The 25,946-nt window shown below is 44.7% G+C and carries 24 protein-coding genes and 3 pseudogenes; 7 read left to right on the top strand and 20 right to left on the bottom strand.

Translation table 11 applies throughout. From position 1 onward, the window contains the following. Positions 1-339 precede the first annotated feature (339 nt). On the bottom strand, positions 340-933 hold the full coding sequence (locus B0W44_RS13160) for a PepSY domain-containing protein (RefSeq protein WP_077720429.1): 594 nt from the start codon (positions 931-933) through the stop codon (positions 340-342). Positions 934-1,392: 459 nt separating this feature from the next. Here B0W44_RS13160 and B0W44_RS13155 point away from each other — a divergent pair, with 459 nt between their 5' ends. Then, positions 1,393-2,736, top strand: a complete 1,344-nt coding sequence (locus B0W44_RS13155) for an ISLre2 family transposase (RefSeq protein WP_077718608.1) — start codon at positions 1,393-1,395, stop codon at positions 2,734-2,736. 64 nt (positions 2,737-2,800) lie between these two features. Here B0W44_RS13155 and B0W44_RS13150 read toward each other — a convergent pair whose 3' ends face one another. The 4 genes from B0W44_RS13150 to B0W44_RS13135 form a co-directional block, all read right to left on the bottom strand. Continuing rightward, positions 2,801-3,145, bottom strand: coding sequence for a Tad domain-containing protein (locus B0W44_RS13150; RefSeq protein ID WP_077720428.1), 345 nt, complete (start codon positions 3,143-3,145; stop codon positions 2,801-2,803). Continuing rightward, on the bottom strand, positions 3,142-3,507 hold the full coding sequence (locus B0W44_RS13145; RefSeq protein ID WP_077720427.1) for a TadE/TadG family type IV pilus assembly protein: 366 nt from the start codon (positions 3,505-3,507) through the stop codon (positions 3,142-3,144). The genes B0W44_RS13150 and B0W44_RS13145 overlap by 4 nt, the downstream gene beginning before the upstream one ends. Positions 3,508-3,619: 112 nt before the next feature. Next, positions 3,620-4,444: a hypothetical protein gene (locus B0W44_RS13140; protein ID WP_077720426.1), complete on the bottom strand. Its 825-nt coding sequence runs from the start codon at positions 4,442-4,444 to the stop codon at positions 3,620-3,622. A gap of 28 nt (positions 4,445-4,472) precedes the next feature. Then, complete coding sequence (locus B0W44_RS13135) at positions 4,473-5,348, bottom strand: hypothetical protein (protein ID WP_149027017.1); 876 nt, start codon at positions 5,346-5,348, stop codon at positions 4,473-4,475. 252 nt (positions 5,349-5,600) lie between these two features. On the opposite strand from B0W44_RS13135, the gene B0W44_RS13130 reads away from it, so the two are divergent. Continuing rightward, positions 5,601-6,872: an IS1380 family transposase gene (locus B0W44_RS13130; protein ID WP_077721187.1), complete on the top strand. Its 1,272-nt coding sequence runs from the start codon at positions 5,601-5,603 to the stop codon at positions 6,870-6,872. A 595-nt stretch (positions 6,873-7,467) separates the two neighbouring features. Here B0W44_RS13130 and B0W44_RS13120 read toward each other — a convergent pair. The 3 genes and pseudogenes from B0W44_RS13120 to B0W44_RS13110 all read right to left on the bottom strand — a co-directional run. Next, a complete protein-coding gene (locus B0W44_RS13120) occupies positions 7,468-8,175 on the bottom strand; it encodes a hypothetical protein (protein ID WP_228441147.1) in 708 nt (235 codons plus the stop codon). An 83-nt stretch (positions 8,176-8,258) separates the two neighbouring features. Then, positions 8,259-9,659: a VWA domain-containing protein gene (locus B0W44_RS13115; RefSeq protein ID WP_077720423.1), complete on the bottom strand. Its 1,401-nt coding sequence runs from the start codon at positions 9,657-9,659 to the stop codon at positions 8,259-8,261. A 123-nt stretch (positions 9,660-9,782) separates the two neighbouring features. Beyond that, positions 9,783-10,781: pseudogene (locus tag B0W44_RS13110) on the bottom strand (transposase); the annotation flags it as partial. A gap of 111 nt (positions 10,782-10,892) precedes the next feature. On the opposite strand from B0W44_RS13110, the pseudogene B0W44_RS13105 reads away from it, so the two are divergent. Continuing rightward, positions 10,893-11,810 (top strand): annotated as a pseudogene (locus B0W44_RS13105) (IS110 family RNA-guided transposase); the annotation flags it as partial. A 251-nt stretch (positions 11,811-12,061) separates the two neighbouring features. On the opposite strand, the gene B0W44_RS18655 reads toward B0W44_RS13105, so the two are convergent. From B0W44_RS18655 to B0W44_RS13080, 6 genes and pseudogenes are all read right to left on the bottom strand, one after another. Further along, entirely contained in the window at positions 12,062-12,400 is a 339-nt protein-coding gene (locus B0W44_RS18655; protein WP_228441144.1) for a sensor histidine kinase, read from the bottom strand. Continuing rightward, a complete protein-coding gene (locus B0W44_RS13100; RefSeq protein ID WP_228441141.1) occupies positions 12,379-13,416 on the bottom strand; it encodes a HAMP domain-containing histidine kinase in 1,038 nt (345 codons plus the stop codon). Before B0W44_RS13100 ends, B0W44_RS18655 begins: the two co-directional genes overlap by 22 nt. Continuing rightward, positions 13,413-14,101: pseudogene (locus B0W44_RS13095) on the bottom strand (response regulator transcription factor). The gene B0W44_RS13100 and the pseudogene B0W44_RS13095 overlap by 4 nt, the downstream one beginning before the upstream one ends. A 179-nt stretch (positions 14,102-14,280) precedes the next feature. After that, positions 14,281-14,847: a sporulation delaying protein family toxin gene (locus B0W44_RS13090; protein WP_169835570.1), complete on the bottom strand. Its 567-nt coding sequence runs from the start codon at positions 14,845-14,847 to the stop codon at positions 14,281-14,283. A 61-nt stretch (positions 14,848-14,908) separates the two neighbouring features. After that, positions 14,909-15,895: a sporulation-delaying protein SdpB family protein gene (locus B0W44_RS13085; protein WP_077720421.1), complete on the bottom strand. Its 987-nt coding sequence runs from the start codon at positions 15,893-15,895 to the stop codon at positions 14,909-14,911. Then, positions 15,880-16,437: an SdpA family antimicrobial peptide system protein gene (locus B0W44_RS13080; protein ID WP_077720420.1), complete on the bottom strand. Its 558-nt coding sequence runs from the start codon at positions 16,435-16,437 to the stop codon at positions 15,880-15,882. The genes B0W44_RS13085 and B0W44_RS13080 overlap by 16 nt, the downstream gene beginning before the upstream one ends. Before the next feature lie 606 nt (positions 16,438-17,043). Here B0W44_RS13080 and B0W44_RS13075 point away from each other — a divergent pair. Beyond that, positions 17,044-17,436, top strand: a complete 393-nt coding sequence (locus B0W44_RS13075) for a thiol-disulfide oxidoreductase DCC family protein (protein WP_077720419.1) — start codon at positions 17,044-17,046, stop codon at positions 17,434-17,436. A 134-nt stretch (positions 17,437-17,570) separates the two neighbouring features. Then, positions 17,571-18,005 carry a PH domain-containing protein gene (locus tag B0W44_RS13070; RefSeq protein ID WP_077720418.1) on the top strand — a complete coding sequence of 145 codons (435 nt, stop codon included), beginning with the start codon at positions 17,571-17,573 and terminating at the stop codon, positions 18,003-18,005. A gap of 115 nt (positions 18,006-18,120) precedes the next feature. Here the strand turns inward: B0W44_RS13070 and B0W44_RS13065 are convergent, their stop codons facing one another. Both B0W44_RS13065 and B0W44_RS13060 read right to left on the bottom strand, forming a co-directional pair. Next, the gene (locus B0W44_RS13065) at positions 18,121-18,687 is read right to left on the bottom strand and encodes a sporulation delaying protein family toxin (RefSeq protein WP_169835570.1); all 567 of its coding nucleotides are present in this window, start codon (positions 18,685-18,687) and stop codon (positions 18,121-18,123) included. A 61-nt stretch (positions 18,688-18,748) separates the two neighbouring features. Further along, the gene (locus B0W44_RS13060) at positions 18,749-19,096 is read right to left on the bottom strand and encodes a hypothetical protein (protein WP_169835569.1); all 348 of its coding nucleotides are present in this window, start codon (positions 19,094-19,096) and stop codon (positions 18,749-18,751) included. Between the two features lie 372 nt (positions 19,097-19,468). On the opposite strand from B0W44_RS13060, the gene B0W44_RS13055 reads away from it, so the two are divergent. Together B0W44_RS13055 and B0W44_RS18935 are read left to right on the top strand one after the other, a co-directional pair. Continuing rightward, positions 19,469-20,695 (top strand): IS256 family transposase, encoded by a 1,227-nt coding sequence (locus B0W44_RS13055; RefSeq protein ID WP_077718568.1) that lies wholly within the window; start codon positions 19,469-19,471, stop codon positions 20,693-20,695. Between the two features lie 246 nt (positions 20,696-20,941). Further along, on the top strand, positions 20,942-21,073 hold the full coding sequence (locus tag B0W44_RS18935) for a hypothetical protein (protein ID WP_257788050.1): 132 nt from the start codon (positions 20,942-20,944) through the stop codon (positions 21,071-21,073). A gap of 9 nt (positions 21,074-21,082) precedes the next feature. Here B0W44_RS18935 and B0W44_RS13050 read toward each other — a convergent pair whose 3' ends face one another. From B0W44_RS13050 to B0W44_RS13035, 4 genes are all read right to left on the bottom strand, one after another. Further along, positions 21,083-21,910: a lipoate--protein ligase family protein gene (locus B0W44_RS13050; RefSeq protein ID WP_077720415.1), complete on the bottom strand. Its 828-nt coding sequence runs from the start codon at positions 21,908-21,910 to the stop codon at positions 21,083-21,085. A 293-nt stretch (positions 21,911-22,203) separates the two neighbouring features. Beyond that, a complete protein-coding gene (locus B0W44_RS13045; protein ID WP_077720414.1) occupies positions 22,204-25,338 on the bottom strand; it encodes a type 2 lanthipeptide synthetase LanM family protein in 3,135 nt (1,044 codons plus the stop codon). A 72-nt stretch (positions 25,339-25,410) separates the two neighbouring features. Next, positions 25,411-25,653: a mersacidin/lichenicidin family type 2 lantibiotic gene (locus B0W44_RS13040; RefSeq protein ID WP_169835568.1), complete on the bottom strand. Its 243-nt coding sequence runs from the start codon at positions 25,651-25,653 to the stop codon at positions 25,411-25,413. Positions 25,654-25,674: 21 nt separating this feature from the next. Continuing rightward, positions 25,675-25,917, bottom strand: a complete 243-nt coding sequence (locus tag B0W44_RS13035) for a mersacidin/lichenicidin family type 2 lantibiotic (RefSeq protein WP_077720412.1) — start codon at positions 25,915-25,917, stop codon at positions 25,675-25,677. Positions 25,918-25,946 lie beyond the last annotated feature (29 nt).

The raw sequence follows: 25,946 nt of genomic DNA, 5'->3' as shown, positions 1-25,946 counted from the left end.
TCGATAAGCCAATGTCAAACGCCTGTAAGAGCAGCATCGACACCGATCTGCGACAGTGAGGACGCGTGCTGCCTTTGCGATTGACGGGATAATCGTCCTTCTCCCTGGCTATGCTAACAGGTGAACAGAATTTAAAAAAGGAAGCGAAGTAGGATGATCCGCACCCTGTTTAAACGCTTTGCCGACACGCTCAACCACCTGATCATTTCTCTATTCGAATACGAGTACCAAGACGTTTTAGAATATGAAAACAGCAAAAAGAAAACGTGAAACACCCCGTTCCGTTTTTCGGAACGGGGCTGTGACAGGCAGAAGATGTACAAACATAACCGTTTTCTATCAGTCATCCCACGAAATCGTGATAATTTCACCGGTAAGAGCGTCAATCTCAATTCCTGCCTCTCCCGAATCCGTCTCGATCTCAAACTCATAAGTAATCACGTCGGATTCCATTTCTTTAATTGTTCCGGGCACTTCTCGCAAAGCAATTTCTGCTGCTTGATCAATACTGATCCGTATGGGTGAGGGGCTCTCCTCACTGTTTTCTGACGTCTTTCCATCAGAGCCAGATGTCTTATTGTGGTTTTCTTGTTCTTTCGTTCCGTCAGTTGTCCTTTTACTGACATCGTCATTTTGTGACGCTTGAGGCGATTTCTCCTTCAGGTTGACCACATCACCCGTGAATGCATCTAATGTCACTTCATATTCACCTTTCGGTCCTTTGAGTTCCGCTTCATAAACGAGCTTACCATTTTCCCGCTCCAGTTCTATTTTCTCTACCTCGCCCGGATATTTGTCTTGCACAATTTCCCTAATCTCTTTAGTCGTCAGCTGGCTGTTGTCAGATGAAGCCGTTATGTGCTGAATGCCCAATCCCGCCACACTGATAAGAACAGCCCCCACAATCACCGCGATCCACGTTTTATTGTTCATTTTTTACCTCCTCGTATAATAGTATTTGAACTTCGATTCACCCGTTTTTCCAGTTGATCCGGACAGCCGGAAATGGGTGATGAGAATTTCCAGATAAGATACAGGTTATCCCGAATTTCGAATGTGGATAACATCAGCTATTTCTAGCATTACCCACATGGAAACAAACAGTAAAAGTGGAAACTAAACTTGTCCTTTCGATGGGGTTTCTTGTTCTTGGGATACACTTTCCCCCTCCCCACACAAGCGGGCTCGGTTATTTCCATGGTATGAGTAAAATTATTGTGGGCAAAATTTAACCCCCTCATTTGTTGAGGGAACGTTAGAACGCTCAACAAATGAGGGGGCCACCAAGCGAAAGCGCGGTAGTTAATAAGCAAATAACATGAAAAAGAGGGTTACTCCTTGGTAGAATCTTAGTCAACCAAAACTAAATCACAAACAAAGGAGTAACCCCTCATGCAAAAGAATAACACAGTATATCCAAATTTAAAACAGATTGAGCAATTAGTTTGGAGGCAATTACAGGAAACCTTCTCAAAGGTCATGAAAACACTATTAGAGGACATGGACAAGCAGATTGCAGAAGAACGAGATAAAAAACGCTATCGACTCATTGATAAAAGAAAATATCATATAACTAGTCTCTTCGGAGAGATTGAATTAAATCGTAATTATTACCGTGACCGGGAGACAGGGGAATATGTTTTTCTCCTTGATCGTTATTTAGAGTTTGAGGATGCAGGTTCTTTTAGCCCATTGATTGAGGAGGTAGCTATTGAATTAGCTGTTCAGGGACCTTCCTATCGAAAAGCAGCCAGTACGTTAGAAACCCTTTTAGGCTATCGGGTTATTAGTCATGAGGCAATCCGTCAACACTTATTACAAGTTTCGAGTATTCCAAAAAAGCGTGAGCATGTACATCAACCTGTATTATTTGTAGAGGTCGATGGTTTGTTTGTAAAACGTCAAGGTAAACGAAAAAAGGGAAAAGAAGAGAAAATAGCCGCAGTTCATCAAGGCTGGGAAGTCAATGGGAAACGAGTAAGACTGAAGAATAAACGCCATTTCGTACATGAAGGGAACCAGCCATTTTGGGAGGCGTTTGAGGACTTTCTCATCGAAAACTTTGAGTATGATCCAACCTTTCATAAGTTGGTAATAAATGGAGATGGTGCAAATTGGATTACAACTTGTCGTGACTATTTCAAAGATCGTGCATTCTTTTCGCTTGATCGTTTCCATGTGGCACGGGAGATTCGAAGTTTGTTCCGTCATCACCCACGTTATCGTCCAATTCGTAAGGCGCTTGCATCATATGATTATGAGAAATTGCTTACAGAGCTTAACAGTGCAGTCGGAACGCTAGAGGATGATGAGCAAGAGGAACGTCTAGAAGCATTTATTCGCCAATTAGAGAAATATCCAGAAGCCTTGGGAGATTATCGTAACTGGCTTAAAGAACAGGGTATAGATACAACAGGAATGCGTCCGATGGGTAGTGCAGAAGGAACCATGAGTGTATTTGCCAAAAGACTTAAAAATGGCCGTAGTTGGGTGGATAAAGGTGTAAGTGCCATGTTCACTGGTTTGGTAGCTTACTTGGATAAATTGACCTTAAAAACACTATTTGGCAGGATTGAAAAATGGACTGAAACAAAGGTGGAAAAGAACCCACCAAGATACTATAAAGAAAAAGTTACGAGCACAATTGGTGAAGCCACTAGAGACAATGTTCTATATCTAAAAAGAAAAGCTAACATACCAGTTTACAAAGCATTAAAAGAGTTGTCTGGCTTTTAAAAAAGGCAAAATTCTTACCAAGAGAGTATCCTAAGGGTTTGAATCCGCTTTCAAATTTAAGGTGTTAAAAAAACTGCCTATAAATACTTGACTCAAACTTGGCCCTCTCTTGAATTTTGAAGTTCAAACTGAAAAATGGTTCTAATATTGTTGTATCTTCTACTTCCTCCGGCAAATAAGAAAACGGGTCAAAACTGAATACGATTTCCTGAACCCGTTCATAAAAAGCGCTGGTAGCGGCAAGGCTTGCTTGCTGTGCAGTAGTGGCAGACTTTTCTTTGACAGCGTAAACCGAGCCTAAATTTAGGACAAGTATAAATAATATCATCATTATGCTGATTAAGCCGGCAACAAATATGGCAATGCTCCCGTTCTCTTGTTTCCGTATTTTTGCAAACCATTTGTTCATTCAATCACCCGTCCATAAGCTGTGGCAGAATATGGTACTTTCAAATTTGGAAAATAATTGGACAAAAACATCAAATCTATCGTTGCATTAACGGTAGCAGTAAATTCCTTTCCTGACGTAACAGATATAGCTCCCGGCTGAATGTGATCCCCGGAGCTGTTTAAAATATGATTTGCTGCTTCGTTCGCTTCATAAGCATCCTTTGTCATTGCATATACGTTGGCATATTCGTTGGCTGCTGACTCCACAACAGCAACCGCATGAATCGCTGCGACAAATTCGATTAAAATTACTAAAAATAAAATTGCTAACGGAATAATTCCCAAAAATTCAATCGTTGCCGACCCTTCCTCTTTTTTCAGGCACTATTTTATAAATTCCATTCGACGCACCTCTTACAAACCTAATTAAAGGAATCGATTATCTTAAAAAAATTTGCTGAGGAATCTGCCTGAAAAAGCAGATTCCCCTGCCTTAAACAAATACTGGAAAGCGGGATTCCTTCTTTAACGCTTCATTTGCCTTCAGCTGCTCCTCGATAATTACTTGCTTTGCAGTTTTAATATGTTCCTCCCTGTCATATTGTTTATCTTTTTCAACGAGGCGGATTGATTCAATATCCTTTGCCAGTTTCTCTTTTTGTTCCTTGCTTGTAAACCAGTTTAAATAGTTGTTTTCCTTTCTTGTTATCAATGACCGAAGCTGGGAATTATTATGCAAGTGATCCTTTACCAGCATTAAATGTTCTGTATTCTCGTAATCTAAGATGGCTTGATTATAAATGTAATAGTCAAATGCTGCTAAAACTTCTACCAGGTTCATCACATCTTCTTCCGTATATTGGCGGACCGGCATATAGTTCTTCTTATATTCCGCCATTAGTTGTTTTAGTTCATTCTGGAATTGAAGAATCTTTTCAATGTTCATTTCTATTTTTTCGTAAATTTGCTGCTCTTCTGCTGTTAATGGAAGGCTGGCCTTTAATTTATTTACTACGTGAGCAATTCCCGTAAACATATCCATCGATATTCGTGTTCGCTCCGCAACGTACGTATTAATCTTTGAACGGGTATTTACAATTAACGGGAATAAGTCAAAAGCCTTTTCATAAAATTCCTGCGGTGCATCTTCTTGTGGCGAAAAAACTGCAAATCCCGCATGCCTATTAAATTTTGAATAAAACACGAGATAAAAATCCCAGCTGTTCAAACGCAAGCTTTCTCTTTGAATGGTATACTTTTCCATCCACCGTTTATGCTCTTTTATTTTCCGCAATAGAGTTGCATCATGTACTGACAAGTATGAACATCCTTTCTGTTGTTAGTCGTTAAAATCCAAAGAAGCTCTTAACTTTATTCCAGCCTTTCTTAATTTTCTCTCCTGCTTTTTTCGCGATATGTTTCGTTGTCGACCAGAGTCCGCCTTGCCAATTATCTGCGAACAGCTTGACGCCTTTCGATACAACCCAAATTCCTGCACCAACAGCAGCCATGCCTGCACCAATTACTTGGCCTCCAGGAATTGCCGCAGCCACTGCACCACCATTCATCAGTGTGCTGCCCAAGCTTGCAGTTACATCTGCCACTGCAGAGGTTTTCTCTGCTCCAGTCGCGTCACTGTTAAATACTTGATATGCTTTTGCCGCATTCCATCCCATTTCAAAAGCAGATAACCCAGTACCTATGGCTGCTCCAGCAAGATTAAATTTGGAAACCGCCCCTATAACTCCTCCAGAAGCGATGGTAGCTGTATTAGAAGCAGCTTGTGCATATCCGGCTCCGGTACTAACCGTATCACTTAAACTTCTTAAATTTCTCCATGTTTTGAAATTATCATAGCCTGATTTTACAGTATCATAGGTGTCGACAAGTTCAAAGAGGGTCTGGTCTTTAACTCCTAGCCGAATTCCATTCAGCAGCAGATTACGGTAAAAACTGCCGCCATAATCCATTTTCGAGGTTACTCCCTGTTCATAGGCAAGGACACTTCCAATATAATCAACTTGCCCCATAATGACATCTTCAAATATATATTTTCCGACATCATAACCTAGCGGCAAATCCGGAATCGTTACATCCGCATTCGTTCCATTTCCGGAAAAATTCCCGTATGCGAATGGGCCATAGCCAAATGGTCCATACAGTCCTGCATAATACATCCACGGCATTCCTGGAAATGCATTGCCATTAAATCCTGGATGCATCCAGGGAGCACCAGCAAATTGATTACCTTGAAAACCAGGAGCTAGCCAAGGTGCACCAGCAAATTGATTTCCTAAAAATCCAGGGGCTAGCCAAGGGTTGCCGGAAAAGTTATGATCCTGAATTTCGAAAGTAAAGTTGCTTGATCCAGTAATAAAGGTGCTCCAATCCTTGGTATAATGGTGTTTGAACGAACAACAAAACCCAAAGAGAGGGGCACCCGTTAGGTGAAGTCTACCACAAACATCGCCAAAATGAAAACAGAATTCACGCTAAAGAATGCAACCTCACACGCAGGGAGTAAACCCTTGCTTGCGTACCTTGAAAAAATCAAACTGGAAGACGCTTTTCGTCAGATAGGTTGCGGGAAAGGCCGGAATACGCTTTTTCCGTTCTTCAAGATCTTGATGTACCTTTTAGTCGGATGGCTACTGGGTTGCGAACGTATATTCCATTTCCGCTCATTGCGAGACGATTCGCTGGTACGTCGATTTTTAGGTGGACGTTGTCCCCATCACACTCTTTTGTATAAAGAACTGTGCCGCGCTGCTGTCTCCATGCCCACGATCCGTCGGGACTTGAAGGCATTAAACCTTGATCTCATCACTCCCTGCCTATCCGACGAATGCATTCTCGACCTCGATTCCACCGTTGAGACGGTGTACGGGAATCAGGAAGGGGCCGAAGTTGGGACAAACGCTCAAAAGCCCGGACGTAAAAGCTTCCAACCACTCATCGCCTTTGAAGGAAAGTCCCGTCTTTACCTTAATGCCGAACTGCGTTCAGGCAATACGCATTGTTCCCGCAATGCCCATACTTTCGCGAAGGAAACCCTTCAACGTCTTCCTAAATCGTGTAAAGTCAAGTATGCCCGATTCGACAAAGGATTCGGCGGCGAAACCTTCTATAGTTTTTGGGAAGGCAAACAGATCGGCTACGTTGGCAAACTCAAATGGACGCATCGGTTAGCCAAAGAAGTCGCCAAATGTCCTCATTGGAAACGCTATGTGGACGGAGACGTCATCATCGAAGGCCTTTGTTTAGTGTACAAAGCCACTTCTTGGAAAAAGGCTCGAATGGTGGTCGTCATCAGGAAAGCCGAACGCTACGATGGTGATCAACTCCAATTCGACTTTCTTTGGGATTACGAAGCAATCGTGACCAATTTGGATTGGGAGCCCATCGACATTTGGCGTTTTTACAATCAGCGCGCGTGCATGGAGAACTACATCAAAGAAGTGAAGCACGGCTTTTCGATTCACCGTATTCCGACAGATTCGTTTAAAGCCAATGAAATCGATCTGTTGCTGAAGCTGTTGGCCTACAATGTATTCGAGCGTTTTAAGATGGACTGCTGTGAACCGGTTCATCGCCGCTATACCATTGCACGATTTCGTAAGGAGTTTTTCCATGTCCCTGGTACGATCATCTATCGCAGTCGCCAAGTCATTCTAAAAATCGCGGCAGCCTTCCAAAATGAGTACAGTTGGCGGCGCATGGAAGAACGGGTGGTTCTCCTACAATAATGCCTATCCAAACTTTTACATGGAAATAACCGAGCCCGCTTGTGTGGGGAGGGGGAAAGTGTATCCCAAGAACAAGAAACCCCATCGAAAGGACAAGTTTAGTTTCCACTTTTACTGTTTGTTTCCATGTGGGTAATGCTAGAAATAGCTGATGTTATCCACATTCGAAATTCGGGATGATAAGAAAAACCTGGCATTCCCCACGGAGTGCCTGCAAACTGATTCCCAGAAAACCCTGGCAAATTCCAATAGTTTCCATAAAAGCCTGGCATCGACCAATAATTCCCATACCAGCTGCTGCCGTCCCAGCTATCTCCATCCCAAGGACTCTCACTCGTACCTTCCCCGCTCCAATTTTGTCCATTCCACGGATTTCCATTCCAAGGGTTCCCTTGCCATGGCTGTCCCTGCCAAGTTAAGTCAGATCCGTCCCAAGGGTTACCTGTTCAAGGATTGCCTTGCCATGGGCTTACGGCTAAAGCAACTGGCAAAAAAGGCTGGAAGGTTAAATACACAATTGCAAGAACGATGAATAATCTTCTCAACCATTTAAACATTTTTAAACCACTCTATAATCAAAATTTATTTCATTATTCTAAGACGATAATGGTTCTGCATTTTTGCCTCTTTCTTCTTCTACAGACAGAATTGTTAGTGCTTCTCTCCATTTAATCGTAAACGCCGTCATCAAAAAGACGATAAATGGATAAATAATTATGTTAATCACAATTTGGGTAATAATTTGGGCAGCATAGGAAGGTGTAATATTAAATAATTGAACGGTGACATATATACAGAGCAGGAATTCTAGCAATCCTGTCAACGTTAATAAAATTGCTATTTTCCAAAAATGTCTTTTCCCGATATTCCAGCCATCCTTCCAAGATTTCCAGACAGATTTTTCTTCAAAAATGGCAACATACGGGATAGGAAAAAGGATAGAAAGGAAGAGTATTCCCGGAAGTATTAGCAGAATGAACCCGATTGACGTTAAGATGGAAACGATGCATGCAAACACAAATACGGTGAAACCATTGACAAGAAAATGATAGATAGCATCTCGGAAGGAGGCTTCCCCTCCTTTATATTCCGCATATAAAAACCGGATATAAGGGACCTGGCCATAAATAAATAGCAGAATGGTTATTAAACCGTAATAAATATCGCCAACGGATGCCCCAAAGGTAACTGGAGTAACAACATATATGTAGTTTGTTATAAAGTTGTGCAAAATTAAAAGGGGTAACGTAGTGAAAAGCATTAGTAGCAATACTTTTTCAATTTTTTTGTATAGACTTCCCATGCAAATTGCAACGGTTTTCTCATTTTCATCTCCTACAAATGACGAATTATTATGAAAGAAAAGGGGAAAAATCCCCCTGTTTTCTAGCTGTTTTGCTCTTGAAAAATCTTCTCAATCTGCTGCTGTGCTTCTTCAAAGTTTTCTGCTTTCATTTGTTCAAGATTTTTCCTTAATTCACGTACTAACTCTTCAATATCATCCTTGATTTCTTTCCTGCGAGCATCCAATTCCATCCTCTGCTCAAAAGTAATAAACTCTAGTTCGTCTAATTGAGTTATCAATCGCCACATATTGTTCATTGTTCTTCTCGTAATCGAGCTCCATTTATTATGAATGGCTATAATATCAAAGGAAGCATCGACTTGTCCCGCTTTTACGTCTTTCAATGCATCTCTTTTCCATTTTTCCCATGCCTCCAGCACTTCCTCAGCCCGCTTAAATTCTGCTTGCAATTCCTCCTGATTGTTTGCCGTGGCATAGATTCCGTCTGCAACTCTAGCTATCTCCTGCAGTTGTTTTTGCGCTTCCTGATCCGTTTGGAAACCAATAATGTTTATAATTGGCTGGATATCCGATTGGGACAGTTCTTCCGCAACGGCAACCGGATCTCCGTCACATGTTTCGATGCCATCGCTGACAACATAAATCAAATTCGTATAGTCATCCGTATGGAAGGATGCCATCGACTCTTTTGCCGCTGATAATGCACCTGCTAACGGGGTCCAGCCGGCAGGTTCGAACTCGCTTAATGCATTTTTAAATTTCTCTTCGTCATAAGGAGCAAATCCGTATACCTGTTCAATCGTCGAACAAGATAGCTCCTTATCACGATCCGCACCTGTTCCTTCATGGCCATACACTCTTAGAGAGACATTTGCTTCCTTCGGCACTTTTTGGACAAACTGTAAAATTGCTTCCTTTGCAATCTCCATCCTCGTTCTGCTGCCGGCATAATTGGCCATGCTGCCGCTTGCATCTAAGAGAATTTCAATATTATAGTTTGGCTTAAAATGATAGCGGCTGTCCGGCAAATCAGGATTTCCAAAGGAAGCAAACTGCCACTGTTTTATTACATCCTCTGGATTAGGATAGTCTTCAGCTACAAGAGAATATATATAACGTAAATATTGATCGTACTCTTCATCTGTTGGATTTTCCGGTAAGGGGCCAACTTTATCAAATTCCTGCTTAATCTCATCGGCATAATCATAAATATTGTCTGCTCCTGCGAATAGTCCTGGCAATTGGTTGGCCATTTCATCAATCGTTGTTGGAATTGCTGGTGCGTGAAGGAGAAGGGAAGAGGCGGCAACTTCTTCCTCCACCTTCTCAGTCTCTTCCTCCTTGACATCTTCCGTTTCGATTGCCTCGCTGGCCGAATCCAATTCTTTTTGACTTTCTTTATCCTTCTCATCATCATTACAACCAATTAGTAAAAGTGCTACTAGGAAAAATAGTACTGCGATGGTAAGTTTTTTTGCCATAGGATAACTCCTTCTGTTGAAAGGTTAGATTTGATTAACTGCCACCGCCGATCTGTGAAATCAGCTCTGAAATTTTGCTGCTAGAATAAATGCAATAACTAGAAAAATGATTGCTTTCCTTTTCGACTCTAGCAAATTTAATTCCACCCAAAAACGCCAAATGTCGATGGGCTCCCAATCCAAATTGGTCACGATTGCTTCGTAATCCCAAAGAAAGTCGAATTGGAGTTGATCACCATCGTAGCGTTCGGCTTTCCTGATGACGACCACCATTCGAGCCTTTTTCCAAGAAGTGGCTTTGTACACTAAACAAAGGCCTTCGATGATGACGTCTCCGTCCACATAGCGTTTCCAATGAGGACATTTGGCGACTTCTTTGGCTAACCGATGCGTCCATTTGAGTTTGCCAACGTAGCCGATCTGTTTGCCTTCCCAAAAACTATAGAAGGTTTCGCCGCCGAATCCTTTGTCGAATCGGGCATACTTGACTTTACACGATTTAGGAAGACGTTGAAGGGTTTCCTTCGCGAAAGTATGGGCATTGCGGGAACAATGCGTATTGCCTGAACGCAGTTCGGCATTAAGGTAAAGACGGGACTTTCCTTCAAAGGCGATGAGTGGTTGGAAGCTTTTACGTCCGGGCTTTTGAGCGTTTGTCCCAACTTCGGCCCCTTCCTGATTCCCGTACACCGTCTCAACGGTGGAATCGAGGTCGAGAATGCATTCGTCGGATAGGCAGGGAGTGATGAGATCAAGGTTTAATGCCTTCAAGTCCCGACGGATCGTGGGCATGGAGACAGCAGCGCGGCACAGTTCTTTATACAAAAGAGTGTGATGGGGACAACGTCCACCTAAAAATCGACGTACCAGCGAATCGTCTCGCAATGAGCGGAAATGGAATATACGTTCGCAACCCAGTAGCCATCCGACTAAAAGGTACATCAAGATCTTGAAGAACGGAAAAAGCGTATTCCGGCCTTTCCCGCAACCTATCTGACGAAAAGCGTCTTCCAGTTTGATTTTTTCAAGGTACGCAAGCAAGGGTTTACTCCCTGCGTGTGAGGTTGCATTCTTTAGCGTGAATTCTGTTTTCATTTTGGCGATGTTTGTGGTAGACTTCACCTAACGGGTGCCCCTCTCTTTGGGTTTTGTTGTTCGTTCAAACACCATTATACCAAGGATTGGAGCACCTTTATTACTGGATCAAGCAACTTTACTTTCGAAATTCAGGATGATACCTTACCGAAAAACGATGTCATTGATGCCTGGGTGATTGCAGACCATCTGCGTTTTGGCCGACTGCCTCATGCTATGAAAGATGTGATCCAATACGAAGCCTTGCAGCGGCTCACCCGCACACGTTTTCACTTGATGAAATCCATTGCCCGGGATAAGACGTATTTCTTGAACCAGGTGTTTTTAAAGTTTAGTGGGCTCAGACAAGATAATCCCTTTTCCAATACGTTTGGCAGCACGAGTTTAGCGGTCATTCAAGAGCTTGAACCTGAGCAAATTGTCGCGATGTCCCTTGATGCACTCATTGATTTTCTAAAGGAAAAAGGGAAAAACCGCTTTAAAGACCCGGAAGAGGTTGCCCAGTACTTGCAAAAGGTGGCACGTGCTTCTTACCGCTTGCATAAAGCGATGGCCGATCCCGTGAACCTGTCCTTAGCCACGATGCTGAGTGTCATCAAGCATATGGAGGCTGAGGCTAAAAAGTTGGACAAGGAAATCGCCAAGCTGATGAAAGGCATTCCGCAAACGTTAACGTCCGTTAAAGGGATCGGGCCGGTGTTTGCCGCCGGGATGATTGCCGAGATTGCCGGTATTGACCGCTTCCGGAATCACCATGCCTTAGCGAAATACGCTGGCCTGGTATGGAATCAGTACCAGTCAGGCGAGTTTGAAGCCGATGATACCAAGCGGATGCTCACAGGTAATAAGTATTTACGGTATTACCTGATTCAAGCGGCTGATTCTTTACGTAAGAGCGACCCGGAGTACAAAGCGTTCTACCAGAAAAAGTACGCTGAAGTCCCGAAACACCAACATAAACGCGCTCTCGTCTTAACCGCACGTAAATTGGTACGGTTGGTATATGCGCTACTCAGTACCAACCAATTGTACACACCATCCGAAAGGAGATCATAGCGACCGATCCTCCAATTTGTTCCAAATATGGTATCCGCCAGTCGTAAACAGTATGTCTGAAAATTGTGATTAAAGGCGGGTTTAGTTCGTTTATGCTTTTTTAAGCAAATATGGGCTTTTTTAAAAACTATTTTCCAATTTTCCTGAATCACCCCCTTGACATATTACCGCTGGGCTTGATGATGATAGTCTCATCATACAAGCGAAAGATTAATATGCTATGACAACAAGATGAGAAAATGATGAGAATGTCATTCAGCTGCCGGAAATGTCACAGTAAACACGGTCCCTCGATGTTCTTCGCTTTGAACGCTAATCTCTCCATGATGGGCTCGTACGAGGCTCTTGGCAATGGAAAGACCCAGTCCCGTCCCTCCTGTCTCCCGGCTGCGCGTTTTGTCCACGCGGTAAAACCGGTCAAATATATGGGGAATGTCTTTTGCGGGAATTCCTTGGCCGCGATCTTCTACGGTAACATATACCGTATCCTCCTGAGATCCAACTTTAACGGTAACCTTGTCCGCACTGTACTTCAAAGCATTGTCGAGGAGAATATAGAGCACTTGTTTTATTTTTGCTTGATCGGCCATCGCATAAACGTGGGGGGGATCGTTTGAACGTCTATTTCCCGTTCATACGTCTGCCTGAACCTTTCAGCTGTCGAACGGCACAAAGCGATTAAATCGACCTTTTCCAGTTTCAACTCACCTTCTGATTCGTCTTTGGCCAGTGTCAGCAATTGCTGTATCAACGACTTCATGCGCTCTGTTTCAGACGAAAGCGCCTTAATCGCTTCATCCATCACTTCTGGTTTCCGGTGTCCCCACCGCTTTAAAAGCGTAACGTAGCTGTCAATGACGGTCAGCGGTGTTTTCAGTTCATGGGAAGCGTCTGATACAAATTGTTCCTGTTTCTCGAAATTTGTTTTCAGTTTTTTGATCATCGTGTTAAACGTATCGGCCAAGTTATAAAGCTCATCTTTTGACTGCCCCTTTAATTTAATCTGTTTGAATACCCCCCGCTCTTGAATTTCCCTCATCGTCCCAACAATCGCTTTGAGCGGACGAAGAATCAGATTGCTGAGCAGCCTGCCGCCAATTATGGAAGGAATGAGCACCATAAGCGAACTAATCGTTAACACGACGCGCAAAGTGTGCATGTTTTCCTGCACAGGAGCCAGGCTTTCCGTCACTTCTAACGTGACAATCGATCCATCCTTCCATATCGTGGGGAAATAAACGATGACGTAGCGTTCACCGTCCTCCATCGTGTAAAATGTGCTTCCTTGTTGCGTTCTAAATGTGGCGGGGATACGGGTGAGACGGGCTTCTTTCGTAACTGTCGAGACAGGTTCGCCCGCCTCATTGATCAGCCGGATCATCCCGTTAGCCGGCATATACGCCCGGAACAGATCACTTGCTTGAACAGGTTGATCCAAGTCAGCTCTGAGCACTTCTACTATCGTTTCGGTTTGTGCCGCTACACGTTCCACTTCCGTATCGGTTGTCAGTTTATAAAACAAAAAATAAATCGCTGAACTGATCAATAGTAAAATGAGGAGCAGCCATATAGCCGTGTAAAGCTGAATTTTCGTTTTAATGTTCACTTTACAGGCTCCTTCAACGTGTAACCGACACCTCGCACTGTGTGAATGAGGGGATTGTCAAACGGCCGGTCAATTTTTTTGCGCAAATAGCGGATGTACACGTCGACGACATTTGTCTCGCCGTAAAAGTCAAACCCCCATACGTGATTCAGCAACTGCTCCCGCGTTAAGACGTTATTCTTGTTTCTCAACAAGTAAACGAGGAGATCGAACTCCCGCGGCGTCACGGAAATTGTCTGATTCTGGCGTTTGACTTCTCGAGTGTTCACGTTTACGGATAAATCGCCGCAGCTTAACACCTCTTGCCGGGCAGTCCGCGAACGGGACGTAAATGGGCGCGGATACGGGCCAAAAGCTCCTCTATCTGAAACGGTTTGGTGACATAATCGTTGGCTCCCAAATCCAGCCCGCTCACCTTGTCCGGCACCTCATCCCGTGCCGTGAGCAAGATGACCGGTGTGTACGGATCGCGTCTCCGCAACCGCCGCAACAGTTCCAAACCACTCATGCCGGGGAGCATAATGTCCAGGAGAATTAAGTCATAAGCGGAAGACTCCGCTTCTGCCAAGCCTATCGTCCCGTCATGTACTGCCTTCACTGAATATCCTTCGTATTCTAGTTCGAGGCTGATCACCCTGGTCAGCTTTTCTTCATCTTCCACTATGAGAATGTTCCCGTTAGACACGACAGTCACATCCTTACCGTATCATTTATTGCGTGCTTATAGTCATCATAACACGTTGGGACACGAGATGGATGAGACCCGACTGCAGAGAATGAACAATTCCGAGAAAGAAAATACGATAAAAAAGCCGCAGACACTGCGGCTTAATCAGCTTAACATTTATTAAAATATTTAAATTTCTAATTCTCCAACGCTTCCATAACTTCGATGACGTACGCTTCCTTTTCCAGCTGCGAGGATGGAGCTGAATTTCCCCAGAACCATACGTATTCGTAAACTGCGACAGTCAAGTACGCCAGTGCATTAATCGCCCCTGTGATATTCGCAACGACAACAGAAGCCGCCAAATCAGCATCCTGTTTCGAAGTGGCGGTATAACCCAAGTTGTCGAGGGCTTCTTGAACCAGGTCTCCGCCGCGCTCGATGGCTTTATCAACTTTGGTCGGGTTCTTGCTGTAAGCGGCATCTTTCAATTCTTTGAAATAGTCGGAATCCAGTCTCTCGATTTCGTTCACGATGTTGTCAATCACTTTCAGCGTCTCTTGGTTCTTGTTGGTGTCACGCATTATCCTAGAATCCACCGGCAGTTTGCCGCCGAGTTCCCCTACGCCGAACACGATCCCTTTAAATATTTCTTTCCCTGAATATTCGTGCTGTGCACTTTCGGCCCGGCTTGCGGAGACAGCAGAGCTAAACGAAAACACGAGCAACGCGAACACAAGCAATAACGGCAGACTTTTCTTCATCCAGCGAATCAACACAATCGCTCCTTTTCCTTTTTTCGTTCGTGACTAACTATGACTGTTCTCATCCTGACTCTCCCTTTATCTCACCACCTTTCATCGCTGGTTTCCTTAATCTATGGGCAATTCTTGGTGCCGCTTTAAACAGTTTGAGAAGTGGCTGAATTTGAAACTCTCGTTCAAATGGCCGCAAGAACAGGATGAGGGCTGCGAACATGACGGTGGCAAAACTGTACAACCCGATGACGACAGCAATCGTAAGGTGGAACGCTAACCCTGGGATTAAAAACCACTTCCAATATTTTTTTGGCGCAAGTAAGGCGGCAAATAAGAGGAATTCGAGGACAATGGTCCCCCATGTGGGCACGACGACAAACGGCGTTTCTAACAAAGGAAACAAGATGTTCCCCAATCCTTCTGACGTTCCCAGTAATGTATCTTGCAAAAAATAGTAGACAGCGGTTCCATCCATCCAGTGTTCGCCTATTACTTTGGCGTAAGCCGCGTTGAGATAAATGATGGCCACTTGGATGCGCAGCGCCATGTATGTACATAAACCGGTGATAAACGCGAACATGTACGCTTTGGATGAAGGGTTCGACGCTCTTTGCCGCTGCCAGTGCCATTTTCTCGAGTCGGTTAACGTCAACGGGATCAGCAAAAAGGTTAACGCGACATTGGTTTGTTCGCCCCCATCGAGGGACAACGCTGCGGTATAAAAACTGTACGTAATGTAAAAATGCAAAATCCCGGTATACCTGGGCCGCCACCCGCTGGCGATAATGAGCAATAACACGATAAATATCCATCGTATCAATTCAAAGTAGAAGAAATCGTTCGGTACAAAACAGAAGATACTGAGGCTGTTGTTGGCACACAACGGATATTCGGGAAGTCCGGCCCCCGGTCTAAAAAAGATGTGTGTCGGGTTAAACAACAAGAGCATCGCCAGTGAACCCGCTAAAAGTGTTCGGGCCAAACCGTAAACATTCGTCCACAACAGTTGTTTTTCCGCATATTGCGTCAGTTGTTCACCTAACTTGCTGAACATGAGACATTCACCCTCGCAATTTGAGATGGCATGACGGCGGTATCTTTATACTTGCTCCAGGCCCAGGGCACCGGCTCCTGCATCACGATCAAGTGATCGCCGCAAATGGTGGGAAAAGGGGATTCATTGTGAACCTCCATAGCCTCAATCCCGCCATTTTCAGCGGCACAAGTAAACGGTGCTTCTTCGCATGTCACCCATTTGTCATCTGGCACTTTGGACTTCACTAACCCTGCTTCGATTCCTTGCGCCCGCCCGTCTCTCTTTAAACCGTAAAGGTTTTGTTTTGAATTGTGGGGCCAACTGGTTGACGGTTCTTTCGTTTCATAATCGAATATGTGAATGGCTGGTTCAGTAGGATCTTTACTGTAAAACCCCCACCCTTGCGGAAACCACGTCTCCATATTCAGCATGTCGATAAGTGGCAACGTCAGGGCGTTACGTGGCAAAACAGAATGGATCGAGCTAAAAAATAATAGGAAAACTACGAAAAGTAAAGCAACGAAGTACACTCCATAACTCTTTTTGTCATCCCGATTCATACAATCACCTCCGTTTAAATTTTATAAAAAATTACCTATTATTGTTCCTTTAAGATAAATTTTTAATATTAATAACATCCATATTGTAATATCAATAAGTTATAGAGTCAATATTAATTTTATTTTAATTTCAGAATTCCTTATTTAATTTTCCTGTTACATTGCAGTCGTACAGCGATAAAATCACGCCGTCTTCTCAAGAGGATTGAAAAATACGGGGGGGGGGTAAACGGAGCGGTTCTAAGGCAGGGAATGAGAACTTCAGTGGTGAAGATTGTCGCGCAGCTCCCCCTCGGATTAATGAGCAAGAAAAGACGCCGATGAACAAGCGACTTTATATGCATCGCTGTAAACTTCGTCGACAAAAATGCGGTCAAGCTTTTGTTCCATAACTTTACTGAGCTCCATGTTAAGTCACGGCTGAACGTGGTTACGAACCGTTACACATGCTGGCCTATTGCTAAAGGTTGAGGGAACCTCCCGTAAAAACTTGACTGCTCAAAACTGTGTAGTTTCTTCAAAACAACAACCGGCTATGGTATGATTAAATTATAATATTTTAGATATTGGATAATAAAATATAGACTGAGGAGTGGGAAGCATACGATGAAAGCCGTTATCCTTTTTGACGGAGTATGTAATTTTTGTAGTAAAAGCGTTCAATTTATCATCAAGAGAGAGACGCAGAGTTACTTCCGTTTTGCTTCATTGCAAGGAGAAGTGGGGCAATCGTTATTAAAAAAACATCAGGTCCCTTCACATGTCGACAGTTTCGTTTTGATCGAAAATAACCAGGTGTATTTAAAGTCTGACGCTGCCCTCCGCATATGCAAACATCTAAAAGGGGCATGGAAACTGATGTCTATCTTTCTCATTGTCCCTAAACCCATTCGAAATGCCGTTTATTCGCTCATCGCAAAAAACAGGTACAAGTTTTACGGCAAAAGAGACAGTTGTATGATTCCTTCTCCCGAAATTCGCGAACGATTCTTAGACTGATCATTTCGTCAGGGTGTACGCCACGTTTGGAGAACGCTTTTATCGCTTTTCTCTGGAAAGAGAGAGTGAGTTCACACGCCGCGTTCGATGGCGACATCTGTCCTTAACTCGGAATGATGAGGGGGATGTAATTAATGAAGTTTCATGCAAACAAAGACATGACTTACCGAATCCTCGTTTGGGCATTAGGATTGCTCTTCTTTGGACTTTCCGCGGGCCTCTTCGTACCTGTTTACAATGAAGCCGGATTGGGGGCAAGCCTTTTCATCTCCCTTCTATTCGGGATCAGCGGTTTTTTTATTTTTTGGCTGTGGTATCGCACATTCTACATCGTGACAGACCGCGATTTAATCATTCACTTCGGTCCGTTTAAACGCGTCATTCAGCTCACGTCTATTAAAAGGATCGAGAAAACGTACGCGCAACTCGCCTCCATCGCGTTGTCGAAAGAACGTTACTTTTTGCATTACAATGCACACGATTATACGATTATCGCACCTGAAAATATCGAACAGTTTGTACAAGTGATCAATGAGAGAAGATCCCGTCCAGTTGAACTCATACAATAAAGTTAAACCATTGTTTAACCCCTTTTAAGCGCATACGCCTGCGTCACCTGAAGTAAACAAAAGCCGCAGACACTGCGGCTTAATCAGCTTAACATTTATTAAAATATTTAAATTTCTAATTCTCCAACGCTTCCATAACTTCGATGACGTACGCTTCCTTTTCCAGCTGCGAGGATGGAGCTGAATTTCCCCAGAACCATACGTATTCGTAAACTGCGACAGTCAAGTACGCCAGTGCATTAATCGCCCCTGTGATATTCGCAACGACAACAGAAGCCGCCAAATCAGCATCCTGTTTCGAAGTGGCGGTATAACCCAAGTTGTCGAGGGCTTCTTGAACCAGGTCTCCGCCGCGCTCGATGGCTTTATCAACTTTGGTCGGGTTCTTGCTGTAAGCGGCATCTTTCAATTCTTTGAAATAGTCGGAATCCAGTCTCTCGATTTCGTTCACGATGTTGTCAATCACTTTCAGCGTCTCTTGGTTCTTGTTGGTGTCACGCATTATCCTAGAATCCACCGGCAGTTTGCCGCCGAGTTCCCCTACGCCGAACACGATCCCTTTAAATATTTCTTTCCCTGAATATTCGTGCTGTGCACTTTCGGCCCGGCTTGCGGAGACAGCAGAGCTAAACGAAAACACGAGCAACGCGAACACAAGCAATAACGGCAGACTTTTCTTCATCCAGCGAATCAACACAATCGCTCCTTTTCCTTTTTTCGTTCGTGACTAACTATGACTGTTCTCATCCTGACTCTCCCTTTATCTCACCACCTTTCATCGCTGGTTTCCTTAATCTATGGGCAATTCTTGGTGCCGCTTTAAACAGTTTGAGAAGTGGCTGAATTTGAAACTCTCGTTCAAATGGCCGCAAGAACAGGATGAGGGCTGCGAACATGACGGTGGCAAAACTGTACAACCCGATGACGACAGCAATCGTAAGGTGGAACGCTAACCCTGGGATTAAAAACCACTTCCAATATTTTTTTGGCGCAAGTAAGGCGGCAAATAAGAGGAATTCGAGGACAATGGTCCCCCATGTGGGCACGACGACAAACGGCGTTTCTAACAAAGGAAACAAGATGTTCCCCAATCCTTCTCTTTACTGTAAAATCCCCACCCTTGCGGAAACCACGTCTCCATATTGCGCTGCAACGTCAGGGCGTTACGCGGCAAGACGGAATGAATCAAGTTAAAAACAATAGGAAAAATATGAAAAGTAAAGCAACATAGCACACTTCATAACTCCTTTTGTTACCCCTATTTATACAATAAACTCTGTTTGATTTTATTAAAAATGTCCAATTATAGCCTTTCTTTATTGAAATATTAATAATATATTTATATTAAGTTAAGTCCTTATAATTGTGTAAAATGGATTCCTTAAAAATAAAGGAGCCAATTTCAAAATCCTCGGTTAGAATGGAGTTGTCGGAAATACCATTCTGGAGAGGAGAATTTTGAAATGGCTCAATACCAGATTACCGTAGATCAAGAACTTTTGCAGCAACTTTTTTTAGGACATTCAAAAGACGCTGGTGTAGCGAAATTACTGGAATCGGTATTAAACCAAATTCTCCAAGCGCAGGTGACCGAACAGCTGGCAGCTGAACGCTATGAACGCACGGATTCCCGTCAAGGCTATCGCAATGGATCCTATCCTCATCAATTAACCACTCGGGTGGGGACCATTACGTTACGTGTTCCACGGATTCGAAACGGTCAGTTCTCCACTGAACTGTTTGCCCGTTACCAACGGAGCGAGCAAGCTTTGGTGTTGGCTTTGATGGAAATGGTCGTGAATGGGGTTTCCACACGTAAAGTGACTCAGATTACCGAAGAGCTTTGCGGCACTCATTTTTCCAAGTCCACCGTTTCAGACCTGTGCAAAAGGCTTGATCCTATTGTGGAGGCTTGGAATTATCGTCCGCTTTCAGACCGCCGGTTCCCGTTTGTGCTGGTGGATGCCTTGTACCTCAAAGTCCGTGAGGATGGCCGGGTACGGTCCAGAGGAGTGATGATAGGAATCGGTGTCAACACAGACGGTTACCGGGAAGTCTTGGGGATCATGACCGGTGACACGGAATCGGAAGCCAGCTGGAGCGAATTTTTCAGTTGGTTAAAACAACGTGGTCTTGGTGGTGTCGATTTGATCACCTCTGATGACCATGGCGGTTTAGTCCGTGCCATTCGTCACCATTTCCAAGGGGTCACCTGGCAACGCTGTCAAACCCATTTGATGCGTAATATTCTGGATGCCACACCAAAAGCGCTGAGAGACGAAGTTCATCGCCATGTCCGTGGCATCCTGGATGCAGCGGATATCGAAACAGCCAGAATGCTTTTGAACGAAACGCTGAAAGTCTTTGAAGAGAAAGCGCCTAAAGCCATGCGTATTTTGGAAAACGGGTTTGATGATGCCACCGCCGTTTTGGCTTTCCCTGAGAAGTACCGTAAGCGACTGCGTACCACCAACAGCGTCGAGCGGTTGAACGAAGAAATCCGCAGACGGGAACGTGTGATTCGCATTTTTCCCAACCGCCAATCGGTGATTCGTCTGTTGGGGGCCTTACTCATGGAACAGGATGAGAAGTGGGCCAGTGGTCGGAAATACCTCGATATGGAAGATTACTTCACCTGGCGCAAAAGCCATTCAGCAAAAACACATAGTAAGGTGACACGCATCATGTAGGCAGCTTATCTAACCGAGGAGCTTTTTACACACAATTTTGGACTTGATCTTTATATTATTAATGTATATATTGTAATGGCAATAAATTATAGAGTCAATATTATTTTTTATATTTTTATATTTTTAATATAATTTATTATTTTGGTAAGGGAGAACGGTTGTAGTAATACGGCTAAAATTACGCCATTCTCTCGGGAGAAATGAAAAAAACGGGGGTAAACGGGGCGCAGGGGAACAAAAACATCAGTGGTGAAAATTGTCGCACAGCGCCCCCTCGGATTAATGAACAGAAAAAAAGCCGATGACATCTGGTCATTCGGCGAAGAAGCGGAACGACTTTGCTTGCAAAACTCAGTAAACACGATTTACGAAAATTGACGTTTCAGACTACCTCTTCATATTCCACTCTTCTGTTCCGTACTTGGTCGCTGCCAGTTCGGCTGCCATGGCGTGTTCCTCCGGTGTCAAAGGTTCGGGTTGGAGTTCAATGTCCATTCCCTTTGAAAACCCTGTCGTAAACGCCTCGACGGCCTTCTCCCACGTCACGGGTGACGCCGTCAGTTCATTGATGGCCACGGCCTTTCCGCTAAAGGCCTGCTTCAGCCGTTGCTTCGCCCGTTCGGAGCGGAATTTCAGCAAGCTGAACAGCAATTCTACGTCCATGTCCAGCAGGATGGAGCCGTGCTGTAGGATGGTCCCCCGCTGGCGGGTTTGGGCGCTGCCGGCGACTTTGCGGCCTTCGACGACGAGTTCGTACCAGGACGGAGAGTCAAAACAGGCAGCCGATTCGGCTTTCTCTTTGCTACTCTCTTTGTCCAGTGAGACGAGGTCAGCCTCGAGACCGAGAGCGCGGAACCCTTCCAACAGTCCCTGGCTGAACAGGCGGTACGATTCGGTAACCGTTTGCGGAATGCCCGGGTATGTTTCAGATACGATGATGCTGTATGTCAGTTCCTTATCGTGCAGAACGGCACGTCCGCCAGTAGCGCGCCTCACGAACCCGACGCCTTTTTCCCGCACTCGGTGGAGATCGACCTCTCGTTCGACGCGCTGGAAGTAACCGATGGATAAAGTCGGGATGTTCCAGGCGTAAAAGCGGATCGTCGGCGGGACGTTTCCTTCGGTGTGGGCGTTCAGGATCGCTTCATCCACAGCCATGTTCATCGCCCCGTCCAGTGAACCGGTGTTTACGAGTCTCCATACAGGTTTCGACATGTACAGGTCCTTCTTTCTACTCACAGTTTCGCTTCATCCATCATAATTGGTTTGGCAAAAGGATTCAATTTCGACGCATTTGTCACACGATCGACACAATTTCAGGTATACGTTGCGTTTAATGCTTGCTACAATAGCAATCAATAAGGATTCAGTCGCTACTGAGAAGCACTGGGTTCTTATTTTACATAAGGAGAGCACCTCCAAACCGGAGGTGCTCTTCCTGTTTTCAAACGGTTAAGCGGATGGGAAAAGGACGTGGGACGGATGGAGATTCTTCGCGCGAAACGCCCTCAGTTTAACAGCAAGACAGATGGAACGTGTTTTGGGTGCAACATCCTTAGCAATTGATAGCCGATACCGGAAAGCCCTAACCACATACCTGGTATTTTTAAGTGGTTACCCAATCCGTTTATGTAACGGCAGTTTCTCCGGCCGACCATGTTTTTTACGAGGTTATTGGCCATGTCGACGAGCTGACGATCGTCCATGAACTCACCGGCTTGTAACAAGAAGTCCACTCTGCCAGAAGTTCCGTGACACAGGGAATCATCTTGATCTTCGGTTTGTAAACTAATGTCAATCGCTCGATGCAAATCTTTCCTTACCCGTGCGTCCTCCTTCAAACGCAACATGGCCAACCGGCTGATGCCGATCCCAATCGAGCCCTGACACCACGTGTCGTCAGCACATGAATCTAAACGATCCCGTTTTCTCGGATCTATCCAGTTTTGTTGTTGTTCGTCGTACATGGACCGTTCATAAGCGAAACTTTTCTCAAACGCCTCACGGTAGACGTCTTTTCCCGTTGCATGGTAGAGGCGAAACAAAGCCAGTGTCATGCCAGACGCGCCGTGGCCTAAGCCGACCAAGAAAGTGTCCTTCTCCACTAAGGCAGATGACCACTTCCAATACGGTCCAGATTTGTGAGCCCGTTTAACGAGATGGTCGCCTAACCGACTGGCCACATCCAACAAGCGTTCATCTTTGCGCTCATCAAACATATTGAGAAGGAGTACGATGAGACCGGATGTCCCCGTCAAATAATCGTAAAATTGGTCCTTCTCCGCAGCGTCTTTTAAAGACAGAAGGAGTTGATTAGTCATCTCTTGATATGCCGATCGCGCGTCATGAATGTCAGCCAGTTTCCACAAAGGGTACAGTTTAGAATACCCTCCGTAAAATGCAGACACGACATTCCCATATACAGGCTGTTCTAAGCAAGACTTTAAGGCAGCTTTAGAAGCGGTAACGAATCTGTCTTCTCCCGTGATGTGTCCCAGATAACCGAGAAATAAGGCGATGCCACCCATTCCGTTATACAAGTCCACACCGAGACTCGATAATTGCCACTGCCCTTTGATGTTTAAGTTCAGATCAATCCAAGCGGCTTGCAAGTCCTTTCCGGAACCTGCCCAGACTGCCGCATCCACAATTTCTTCCCCAATCTTTTCAGCGTGATGGAGGAGCTGCTCACGATTTATTTTAGGCGCCGTGTGAGGTGAAAGGGGCTCGGGATCTCTGACTTTAATTCGATCCACGTCTGTAGCGATAATGGACAGTTTAATGTAGTTTAACTGCGTATCAATTTCCTCTTTCGACAGCCTCTTGATCCTTTCTTCCACGAGCTCAATCGCCGGCTTAAGGTAAAAGTCTTGGATCACCCGTCCGTCTCGATTAATCAAGTCTCGCGATCCGGGACGCGTGGTAAAATAAGGAATATCGTGCTGTACCAGTTCGTCCTTTTCAAGCTTGCACACTTCGACGGGGAGAGGAGAGAAGTATATGCGGTCAATCATTCGCTCAAAGTCATACGCGTGCCTTAAATAATCAGGATGGCAGGACTCCTTAACGAACCTCGCGTAGTATTCGGTCGGACGAATAATGGCGCGAACTTCGACATCTCTTAAAGAGGTGAGGCGCTGTAACAGCTCCTCTTTGTGGCGTTGTACGATGTCGCAGATGCTTGAGAATCCGTCGACGATATCGTCTATGTAATCCACGGGATGGACGTGTTTGCCGTTCAGAGACGGTCTGTTTTTCTGAGGAGACGTTTTGGCACTCTTCAGTACAAAGCGCATCGTATCTTTGTTCGTGTTTTCTAACTGCAGAACGGGATTGGGCAACGTCTGTTTGTCACCGCCTAAACCGCTGATTTCAACTCCAACGCCGTCCTCATTTTGAAAGCCTAATGTCGGCAACAATCCTGTCCTGACGACGGACTGAAACACCTCGCGGTTCGCTTTCGCTACAGCATTTTCGATATGCGGCGACAGATAGTCGCTGTTGTGGAAAATCGTCTCCAAATCAATGATGAACGGATTTTCACCGCTCGCAATTATATTCTCATAATGCATATCTGTACCGTTAAATAGGTACATGATGGCAATTAAACCACCGTAACGCCGGTAGTAGTCTCTAATCTCCCGCTGACTTTGACACGCTTGTTGCTTGATAAATGCCTCCCAACCGTACTCTCCTCTGTTAATAAACGGATAGGTTGTAAGCTTCGGCCTAAAACCGCGTTCGTTAAACCATTTATACAGGTCAAACACCTGCTCATTAATATCCATCCGCTTCGGTTTGTATACGAGAGTTTGACCCGATTCAAATTGGAGATTGACGACACTTTTCCCTTTATTGTGTGAATCTCCTAGACCCGTTTCTACCTTGACCAAAGTGCAGTCATCTAAATGAAACGTTTCCTTTAACAGTGGCCAGTCCGCCTTATACCGTTCAATCAGTTCAGTCATATTGTGTACAAAATAGTCTGTGCGTAAAGACAAGATACGCGCCAGTACAATGTACTCCAAATAAAACTGTAACACGTGTTGCTTTTTACAAAATTGACGTATAAACGAAGCATAGCGATCCTCTTCGGAATCGCCTTCCAACTCATTTAAAACGCGGGCGACGTTTAATTCGAGAACGAGTGCGCGACTGGAAAGCTCAACGAGGTACTTCCCCAGACTTTCTATCATTGAATGGAGGACTTTTTCTTTGTTGATCATAGAATCGCTACACGCGTTCAACGCTTGGTTCAGCTTATTTTGAGCCCACTGCAAAAACGGTCGCACAGCGATGGACATCGACGTCGGAACCTCATCATCTGCAATATCGTCCGTTTGTGACATACACTCTTTAAAGATTCGGAACCATCGGGGAAATTCTTTGATCTTTTTGTGATTGTCCACGAGAAGAGCTGAAAACTCTTCGACTGTCAACCCTTCTACCGCTAGTTTCTTGTTCCATCTTGCCTCGTCTTTGAAAAGAGCTTTTGTTTTCCATTTGCGAACGGCTTCCGCAGATGAGTCGGCCTTTTCTTCTGACATATGGCGGCATTCATCATTTAAATTGAGTGATTGCTTTCTCTCCGCCATAAACAAGCCTCTGACGACTTCTGCTTCTAAACTTTTCAATCCTTCCAATTAAAAACCCCCAACCGAAAATGGACGAGCTACATACGTACCGCATATAGCTCGTCTCACTCGATCGTTCTGTTAACATTTCATGACGGAGTAAATGACAGTTCCGATTCCGATTCCGACTGTACACGGCATGGAGCTAGTGAGAGGTGTTGGGGTGACAGCAGCAGCTTGGGCGTCATCAGCTCCTCCGTTGATCCGCATGAGCTCATCGTCGCTGATTTCCGTTAACGCTTCTCCAGACGGGTGCGCAACGTTAAGTTGAACTGTCTCGCGATAATCAGGATCTTTCCAAGCTCTCACAAGCTGTTCACTCATTCGACACATCCTCCTTTGACCTTAATTTTTGCACACAGTGAATGTGAGCAGAAGCCCCGTGCCTATTCCAGCTGAAACACACCAGGCGGAAGACACTGTAGTAGGGGTAGCTTGTGGCTCCACTCCTGCCCCGCCATTAACTCTCATTAATTCTTCATCGCTTATTTCGGTTAATACCTCTCCAGCGGGGTGCGAGATGGACACTCCTGCCCGCTCACGATAACTCGGATCTTTCCAAGCCTTGACCAAGTCGTTACGATTCACACCTTTTCCCTCCTTGCGTTAATTTCTTT

Source organism: Novibacillus thermophilus, from assembly GCF_002005165.1.
Classification (GTDB): Bacteria; Bacillota; Bacilli; order Thermoactinomycetales; family Novibacillaceae; genus Novibacillus; species Novibacillus thermophilus.
Note: the sequence above shows the minus strand (reverse complement) of the source record. Positions and strands in the feature narration are given on the sequence as shown.

Coding starts and splice junctions, on each gene's coding strand:
- B0W44_RS13050 (WP_077720415.1), bottom strand. CDS start 21,910: ATGTCGAAACCTGTATGGAGACTCGTAAACACCGGTTCACTGGACGGG.
- B0W44_RS13160 (WP_077720429.1), bottom strand. CDS start 933: ATGAACAATAAAACGTGGATCGCGGTGATTGTGGGGGCTGTTCTTATC.
- B0W44_RS13080 (WP_077720420.1), bottom strand. CDS start 16,437: ATGAATCGGGATGACAAAAAGAGTTATGGAGTGTACTTCGTTGCTTTA.
- B0W44_RS13085 (WP_077720421.1), bottom strand. CDS start 15,895: ATGTTCAGCAAGTTAGGTGAACAACTGACGCAATATGCGGAAAAACAA.
- B0W44_RS13155 (WP_077718608.1), top strand. CDS start 1,393: ATGCAAAAGAATAACACAGTATATCCAAATTTAAAACAGATTGAGCAA.
- B0W44_RS13055 (WP_077718568.1), top strand. CDS start 19,469: ATGGCTCAATACCAGATTACCGTAGATCAAGAACTTTTGCAGCAACTT.
- B0W44_RS13090 (WP_169835570.1), bottom strand. CDS start 14,847: ATGAAGAAAAGTCTGCCGTTATTGCTTGTGTTCGCGTTGCTCGTGTTT.
- B0W44_RS13135 (WP_149027017.1), bottom strand. CDS start 5,348: ATGCATCCAGGATTTAATGGCAATGCATTTCCAGGAATGCCGTGGATG.
- B0W44_RS13150 (WP_077720428.1), bottom strand. CDS start 3,145: ATGAACAAATGGTTTGCAAAAATACGGAAACAAGAGAACGGGAGCATT.
- B0W44_RS13115 (WP_077720423.1), bottom strand. CDS start 9,659: ATGGCAAAAAAACTTACCATCGCAGTACTATTTTTCCTAGTAGCACTT.
- B0W44_RS13070 (WP_077720418.1), top strand. CDS start 17,571: ATGAAGTTTCATGCAAACAAAGACATGACTTACCGAATCCTCGTTTGG.
- B0W44_RS13130 (WP_077721187.1), top strand. CDS start 5,601: ATGAAAACAGAATTCACGCTAAAGAATGCAACCTCACACGCAGGGAGT.
- B0W44_RS13120 (WP_228441147.1), bottom strand. CDS start 8,175: ATGGGAAGTCTATACAAAAAAATTGAAAAAGTATTGCTACTAATGCTT.
- B0W44_RS13065 (WP_169835570.1), bottom strand. CDS start 18,687: ATGAAGAAAAGTCTGCCGTTATTGCTTGTGTTCGCGTTGCTCGTGTTT.
- B0W44_RS13040 (WP_169835568.1), bottom strand. CDS start 25,653: ATGAGTGAACAGCTTGTGAGAGCTTGGAAAGATCCTGATTATCGCGAG.
- B0W44_RS13075 (WP_077720419.1), top strand. CDS start 17,044: ATGAAAGCCGTTATCCTTTTTGACGGAGTATGTAATTTTTGTAGTAAA.
- B0W44_RS18655 (WP_228441144.1), bottom strand. CDS start 12,400: ATGGCCGATCAAGCAAAAATAAAACAAGTGCTCTATATTCTCCTCGAC.